This is a genomic window from Streptomyces sp. ADMS (assembly GCF_033441795.1).
GTDB lineage: Bacteria > Actinomycetota > Actinomycetes > Streptomycetales > Streptomycetaceae > Streptomyces.
Window position 1 is genome coordinate 48588 of record NZ_JAVFVX010000020.1, and the last position, 7338, is coordinate 55925.

At 69.2% G+C, this 7338-nt stretch carries 6 protein-coding genes and 1 tRNA gene; 4 read left to right on the forward strand and 3 right to left on the reverse strand.

The features are described 5' to 3' along the window. Positions 1-18 precede the first annotated feature (18 nt). Both RB628_RS11875 and RB628_RS11880 read right to left on the reverse strand, forming a co-directional pair. Positions 19-2556: an ABC transporter permease gene (locus RB628_RS11875; protein WP_318320317.1), complete on the reverse strand. Its 2538-nt coding sequence runs from the start codon at positions 2554-2556 to the stop codon at positions 19-21. A 113-nt stretch (positions 2557-2669) separates the two neighbouring features. Beyond that, positions 2670-3446 (reverse strand): ABC transporter ATP-binding protein, encoded by a 777-nt coding sequence (locus tag RB628_RS11880; protein WP_318320318.1) that lies wholly within the window; start codon positions 3444-3446, stop codon positions 2670-2672. A gap of 457 nt (positions 3447-3903) precedes the next feature. On the opposite strand from RB628_RS11880, the gene RB628_RS11885 reads away from it, so the two are divergent. The 3 genes from RB628_RS11885 to RB628_RS11895 all read left to right on the forward strand — a co-directional run bounded on the left by RB628_RS11885 (position 3904) and on the right by RB628_RS11895 (position 6509). Then, positions 3904-3987, forward strand: a tRNA-Leu gene (locus RB628_RS11885). Between the two features lie 200 nt (positions 3988-4187). Continuing rightward, positions 4188-5363 (forward strand): 4-hydroxybenzoate 3-monooxygenase, encoded by a 1176-nt coding sequence (locus tag RB628_RS11890; RefSeq protein WP_318320319.1) that lies wholly within the window; start codon positions 4188-4190, stop codon positions 5361-5363. Between the two features lie 237 nt (positions 5364-5600). Further along, on the forward strand, positions 5601-6509 hold the full coding sequence (locus RB628_RS11895) for a Bax inhibitor-1/YccA family protein (protein WP_318320320.1): 909 nt from the start codon (positions 5601-5603) through the stop codon (positions 6507-6509). Between the two features lie 111 nt (positions 6510-6620). On the opposite strand, the gene RB628_RS11900 is transcribed toward RB628_RS11895, so the two are convergent. Beyond that, a complete protein-coding gene (locus tag RB628_RS11900) occupies positions 6621-6851 on the reverse strand; it encodes a DUF4287 domain-containing protein (RefSeq protein WP_318320321.1) in 231 nt (76 codons plus the stop codon). A gap of 104 nt (positions 6852-6955) precedes the next feature. Here RB628_RS11900 and RB628_RS11905 point away from each other — a divergent pair, with 104 nt between their 5' ends. Further along, positions 6956-7267 carry a hypothetical protein gene (locus tag RB628_RS11905; RefSeq protein WP_318320322.1) on the forward strand — a complete coding sequence of 104 codons (312 nt, stop codon included), beginning with the start codon at positions 6956-6958 and terminating at the stop codon, positions 7265-7267. The last annotated feature ends 71 nt before the right edge of the window (positions 7268-7338 follow it).

Sequence of the window (7338 nt, forward strand, 5' to 3'; positions counted from 1 at the left end):
GCCCCAACTCTCCCTTCGCTACTCCGACTTGATCGCCGCCAGCATGTTCAGCCGGGCCGCGCGGCGGGCCGGCCACAGGGCCGCCAGGACGCCCACCGTGGCGGCGAGGAGCAGGAAGAGCGCCATCCTGGCCCAGGGCAGGACGAGTTCGTACGTCGACATGCTCGTGCCGATCAGCTCGCCGGCCGCCCAGCCGAAGAACACGCCAAGGCCGATGCCCAGGACGCCGCCGAAGAGGGAGATGACCAGGGACTCCAGGCGGACCATCCGCTTGATGCCCTTGCGGTCGAGGCCGATCGCGCGGAGCATGCCGATCTCCTGGGAGCGTTCGAACACCGACATGGCCAGGGTGTTGACGACCCCGAGGACCGCGACCAGGACCGCCATGGCGAGCAGGCCGTAGAGCATGTTCAGCATCAGCGTGAACATCTGCGCGATCTCGTTGGAGAGGTCCTTCTTGTCCTGGATCTTGATGGCCGGGTTGGCGCCCAGGGCCTTCTCCAGCCGGTCCTTCGTCGCGCTCGTCGCGCCGTCCGAGGTCTTCAGCATGACCTGCATGTCACCCGAGTCGACCGTGTCCGTCCGGTGCGGGGGCAGCTGGGTGTTGTCGACCAGGATGCCGCTCATCACCTCGTTTCCCTCGTACACGCCCGCCACCGTCAGCCGCTGCTTCCTGCCGTCCTCGTAGGCGACCGTGAAGGCCGAACCCGCCGTCCAGCCATGGAACCCGGCCGTCCTCTCGTCCACGACCACCTGGGTGCCGCCGACCTTGAACGTGCCGTCGTCGACCGGCAGTTCGGTCAGCCTGCCGATCGCCGCGCCGGTGACGCCGGTCAGGTACTCCGTGGTGCCGTCGACGAGCGCGGGGGCGTTGCGCAGAGCGCTGAGGGCGGTCACACCGGGCGTCCTGGCCAGTTTCTCGGCGACATCGGGGGAGAGATCGAGGCCGTTGGCCATCGAGACGATGTAGTCCGCCCTGATCGAGGACGCGGCCATCCTGTCGATCGACTTCTGCAGGCTGCCCGCCATCACCGTCATGCCGGTGATGAGAGTGAGCCCGATCATCAGCGCGGAGGCCGTGGCGGCCGTACGGCGGGGGTTGCGGACCGAGTTCTGGCGGGCCAGCTTCCCGGAGACGCCGAACACGCGCATGAACGGGCCGGCGGCGGCGATCAGCGGGCGGGAGAGCAGCGGGGTGAGGATGAAGACGCCGATGATGAGGAGTACCGCGCCGATGCCCATGGGGGCCTGACCGTCCGAGCCGCTCATCGTCGTGGCCGCCAGGACCACGGCGACGCCCGCGGCCGAGAAGAGCGCGCCCAGCGTGTTGCGCAGCACCAGCGACTTGGTGGTCGCCGTCGCGTGGACGCTGCTCATGGCGGCCACCGGCGGGATCTTCGCGGCCCGGCGGCCGGGCAGCCAGGCCGCCAGCATGGTGATGAGGACGCCGACCGTGAGGGCCGCGCCGACCGTGCCCGGAGTGACGACCAGCGGCCCGTCGGGCACGGTCGCGCCGAGCGTGCCGAGGAGCGCCTTCAGCCCCGCTCCGATTCCGATGCCGGCGACCAGCCCGGTCACCGCCGCCACCGCGCCGACCACGAACGCCTCGACCAGCACGGACCGTGTGATCTGCCGACGCGAGGCCCCGACCGCCCGCATCAGCGCCAGTTCCTTGGTGCGCTGGGCGACCAGCATGGTGAAGGTGTTGGCGATGATGAACGTACCGACGAACAGTGAGATGCCCGCGAAGACCAGCAGGCCCCGCTTCAGGCCGCTCATCGAGGAGGAGATGATCCTCGCCTGTTCGTCGGCGAGTCGGTCGCCTGTCGTGGTCTCGACGGCGTTCTGCGGCAGGGCCTTGTCCAGCGCCGCCTTGAGGGCGGCCTGGCTCGTCCCGGCCGCTGCCCTGACATCGATCTCGCCGTACGTGCCCGTCTTGCCGAACAGCTGCTGCGCGGTGGCCGTGTCGAAGAGGGCGAGGCTGCCGCCGGCCGTCACATTGCCGTCGTCCGTGGTGAAGATGCCGGAGACGGTGGGGGAGAGCACCGGGCCGTCCACCGACAGGCGCACGGTGTCGCCGACCTTGTAGCCGGTCCGCTCGGCGGTCTTCGCGTCGAGGGCGACCTGGCCCGCGCCCCGCGGCGCGGTGCCGTCCGTCAGCGGGTACCGGGCGTCCCTGTCGCCCCAGTAGTTCCCGCCCCGTGACTGGAACCCGCCGCCGACGAGCTTGCCGTCCTTGTCGGCGATGGCGGTGAAGCCGTCCACGACACCGATGGCGGAGGCGGCGCCCGGAACCCCCGCGCTCTCGTCGAGCAGGGCCTGCGTCAGCTCGTGCATCTCGCCGATCCTGCCGCCCGCATCGTCCCGGCTGCGCGGCTGGACGGCGACGTCGACATGGTCGAAGCCCTTGGCGGAGCTGTTCTGGAGGGCGTTGGAGAGGGTGTTGGTGAAGACCAGCGTCCCGGACACGAACGCCACGCCGAGCATCACGGCGAGCACGGTCATCAGAAGCCTGGCCTTGTGCGCGAGTACGTTGCGCAGGGCGGTACGGAGCATGGGGTGTCGTCTCAGTCGGTCGTCGTCGTGGTGAAGTGTGTTCTGGAGTAAGGGAGGTGAGCGGGCGTCAGCCCGTCTCCCGTACCCTGTGGCGGCGCACGGGTGGCGGTGCGTCAGCTGGTGCGGACCGTCTTGGTGTCGAGCCGCTTCATGCGGTCCAGGACGCCGTCCGCCGTCGGCCCGTACAGCTCGTCCACGATCCTGCCGTCCGCGAGGAAGACCACCCGGTCCGCGTATGCCGCCGCGACCGGGTCGTGGGTGACCATCACGACCGTCTGCCCCAGTTCCCGTACGGAGTTGCGCAGGAAGCCCAGTACCTCGGCGCCCGCGCGGGAGTCGAGGTTTCCGGTCGGCTCGTCGCCGAAGATGATGTCGGGGCGGGAGGCCAGCGCGCGGGCCACGGCGACGCGCTGCTGCTGGCCGCCGGAGAGCTGGGACGGGCGGTGGCCGAGACGGTCGGCGAGGCCGATCATCGAGATCACCGAGTCCAGCCACTGCTTGTCCGGTTTGCGGCCGGCGATGTCCATCGGGAGGGTGATGTTCTCCAGGGCGGTCAGCGTCGGCAGCAGGTTGAACGCCTGGAAGATGAAGCCGATCTTGTCCCGGCGGAGCTTGGTGAGCTGCTTGTCCTTGAGGGAGCCCAGCTCGGTGTCGCCGATGCGCACGGAGCCGGACGAGAAGGAGTCCAGGCCCGCCACGCAGTGCATCAGCGTGGACTTGCCGGAGCCGGACGGGCCCATGATCGCGGTGAACTCGGCCTGCTGGAAGTCGACGGAGACCCGGTCGAGGGCGACGACCTGCGTCTCGCCCTGTCCGTAGACCTTGGACAGTTCCGTGGCGCGGGCGGCCACCGCGGTGGTGGTCCGGTCGGCGAGGGGAGTGGTGGTCACGGGAGGGGCTCCTGTCGGGACGGCGGCACGGCGATTGGGTCGGGCGATGGGCCAGCCGGTGGGCCCGGGGTGTGACGGGTTCGAGTTGTGAAGCTCGTGAACCATCGTCATGGCCGAACGGCGCCGTGTAGTCAGCCGCTGTTCCGGTTCCGAAGGCAGACTCCGGACGGACCCGCGGGGCCTGTGTCATACCTGGGGATGACGGCCGTCCCCCAGGACCTGCCGCACGGGCTACGGCAAGAACAGGTGGAGCCCCCTTGTTCGGACGGTGAAATTCCGTCATTCCGCATGCGCGCCGGGCAGCCTCGCGAAAGGCTACTGGCAAGTGCGGATGGCTGGTTCCAGGTGCTGATGCACCCTCAGACGTCAATAAAATAAGACAACATCGGTGCCCTCGGCCGCAGTTCGGGCGGAGCGCCCCGATAGGCTCGGAACCTCGATGCGGAGCCCAGGGCCTGCCCGGATGGTGGAATGCAGACACGGCGAGCTTAAACCTCGCTGCCCCTTCGCGGGCGTGCCGGTTCAAGTCCGGCTCCGGGCACTTCCGACTGCCGTATGCCGGATTTGTCGGTGCTTCTTCCATTGAAGACTTCACCGATGGCTTCTGAGGTTTCGGCGGCTTCGGTGACTTCCGCGTGGAACCGTTGACAGCGGTCGTGTGTGGTCGGACACTCGTTCCGTATCGTGAAGAAAGTTTCACCATGCGAACACCGTGAACGCCCCGCGCGAAGGGAACGACCGATGCGTACCACCGTCGGCATCATCGGAGCAGGCCCCGCCGGGCTCCTGCTCGCCCGGCTGCTCCACAACGCCGGTATCGACTCGGTCGTCCTGGAGAGCCGGGACCGGGAGTACGTGGAGCGGCGGCAGCGCGCCGGGATCCTGGAGCAGGGGACCGTCGACGTCCTGCGCGCGGCCGGGGCGGGCGCGCGCATGGACCGGGAGGGCCTGCGTCACGACGGCATCGAGCTGCGCTACGACAGGAAGCGCCACCGCGTTGACTTCCCCGCCCTCACCGGTGGCCGGTCCGTGATGGTGTACGCGCAGACCGAGGTCTGCAAGGACCTCATCGCCCTCCAGCTGACGGAGGGCGGCCCGCTGCTCTTCGAGGCGGAGGCGCTCGCCGTCGAGAGCGCCGACAGCGGCAGCCCGCGGGTGCGGTTCCGGCACGAGGGACGTGAGGACGTACTGGAGTGCGAGTACGTCGTCGGGTGCGACGGTTTCTGGGGGGTGGCCCGTACGGCGATCCCCGCCGAGCTCACCCGGGTCTTCGAACGGTCGTACCCCTTCGGCTGGCTCGGCATCCTCGCCGACGTACCGCCCTCGCACGACGAGCTGGTCTACGCCCGCCACGACCGCGGCTTCGCCCTTCTCTCCATGCGTTCCCCGTCCGTCTCCCGCCTCTACCTCCAGGTGCCGGACGGCACCGACGCCGAGGAGTGGGGCGACGAGGAGATCTGGGACGAGCTGGAGCGGCGCTTCGAGACCGCCGACGGCTGGAAGCTCGACCGGGGGCCCATCACCCAGAAGTCCGTGACACCGATGCGCAGCTACGTCCACGAGCCGATGCGGTACGGGCGGCTGTTCCTGGCCGGTGACGCCGCGCACATCGTGCCGCCCACCGGCGCCAAGGGGCTCAATCTCGCTGTCGGGGACGTCGTGACCTTCGCGCGCGCACTGACGCACGAGAAGGAGACGGGGTCGGCGGAGCTCCTCGACGCCTACTCCGAGACCTGTCTGCGCCGGGTCTGGCAGGCCGAGAGGTTCTCGTACGACATGACGACCCTCCTGCACCGGACCCCGGACGCCGCTCCCTTCGAGGACCGGCTGCAGCTGGCCCGGCTGGAGCGGATCGCCGGCGCCCGTTCGGCGGAGACCGACCTCGCCGAGGGGTACACGGGTTTCCCCCTGGACTGACGGGACACCCGGCGCGGTGGCCGACCGGCGGGGCCGTTGGTCCTCTTGATCAGGGGAGGGTCTCGGGTCTGTACCGGGTTGGTCATGGTCCTGGGCCTCCGTGGCCGGGAGTCAGGCGGGCGCGTAGCGTGTTCGCGACAGGGCAGGGGAAAGATCCTCCCCAAGCACTAGGGTCAATCCTTTGCCCACCTATTACTCTTGAGCCAAGGCCACGCAGGGTGGCCATGGAGGAGTGAAATGAGGAGCAGCAACCCGGTCTTCTCGCGACGGGGGTTCAGCCGCGACAACGGCTACGCGGGCTTCAACACCGCGCCGCAGGCCGGGGGCGCCGCTGTCGGCACGCAGTCGGGCAACCCCTATGCGGACCAGCAGGCCCAGCAGGGCGGCAACCCGTACGCGACCAACCCCTACGCCCAGCAGGACCTTCAGCACGGCGCACCGCCGCAGGCCCCGGTAACCACCGGCCGGATGACGATCGACGACGTCGTCATGCGGACCGCCACCACACTTGGTGTGCTGGTCGTCACGGCGGCGCTCGCCTGGGCGCTGCTGCCGGTCGACGACGCGAACATCGGCCGGTCCTACGGCATCGCCATCGGCGCCGGTCTGGTCGCGATGGTGCTGGCCCTCGTTCAGGCCTTCAAGCGCAAGGCCTCGCCCGCGCTGATCCTGACGTACGCCGCGCTCGAGGGTGTCTTCCTCGGCGTCATCTCCAGCGTCGTCGACAACCGCATCGCGAGCGGTGCGGCCATGCAGGCCGTGATCGGCACGCTGGCGGTCTTCACCGCCGTACTCGTGGCGTACAAGGCGGGCTGGATCCGCGTCAACCGCCGCTTCTACGGCTTCGTGATGGCGGCGGCGCTCGGTTTCATCCTGCTGATGGCCGTGAACCTGCTGTTCGCGGTGTTCGGCGGCGGTGACGGCCTCGGCTTCCGCAGCGGCCCCCTCGGCATCATCTTCGGTGTCATCGGCATCCTGCTCGGTGCGTGCTTCCTCGCCCTCGACTTCAAGCAGGTCGAGGACGGCATCGCCTACGGGGCGCCGCGCGAGGAGGCCTGGCTCGCGGCCTTCGGCCTCACGATGACGCTGGTCTGGATCTACCTGGAGTTCCTGCGGCTGATCGCCATCCTTCAGGGTGACGACTAGTACGACGGCCAGGCACAGGCAGGCAGTAAGTAAGGCAGCAAGGCAGTAGAAGGGCCCCGGGGTCGCTCCCGGGGTCCTTCGCCGTTCGTGCTGTGCGCGCCTCGGTCTCTCTCAGAGGAACTTGCGCGCGGCCCTCCTCAGGTCGTACTCGTGAATGATCGCCTTGGCGTGGCCGTACGCGAGATTGTGCTCGTGCCGGAGCCAACTGACCTTCTCCTCGAAACGGAAGAGGGAGGGGCCATCGTCGACGGTGCGCAACCAGTCGGCGACTTCACGACCGGTGCAGTGGGGGATGCGGGCGAGCAAGTTGCGGTGGGTCTCCTCGGAGAGGACGTGGGACATCGGCGCCTCCGGACGCAAAAGGGATGTAAGCCGGTCCTTCACGCCACCGTGCCTGAGGGTTGGGTTGTTGGCAACAGTCCAGGTACGACGGTTACTCTCACGGCGTGCTGGATACCTCGCCTTTGACACTCGCAGTGGATCACTTTGCCGACCGCTTGCGGGCGGCGCCGCAGAGCCGGCTGCAGAGGGGGGCGGCGGCGGAGGCGTTGGGGCTGGCCAGGGAACTGGCACGGCGTGCCCAGCTTCTGGAAGCGCCGGGGGGTGAGCCCCGGGTGATGCCGGATGCGGGGATGTTCGCCGCGGCGGATCAGGTGACTGTGGCCGCGCACGATCTCGCGTTGGTGCTGCGTGGTGAGGGGGAGTTGGCCTCGGTGCTGGCGTTGGTTGCGGAGGCTCAGCAGCGGGCGGGTGTGTAGCGGGGTTCGTTGTTGCGTGCGGGTGCGGGTGCGGGTGCGGGTGCGGGTGCGGGTGCGGGTGCGGGTGCGGG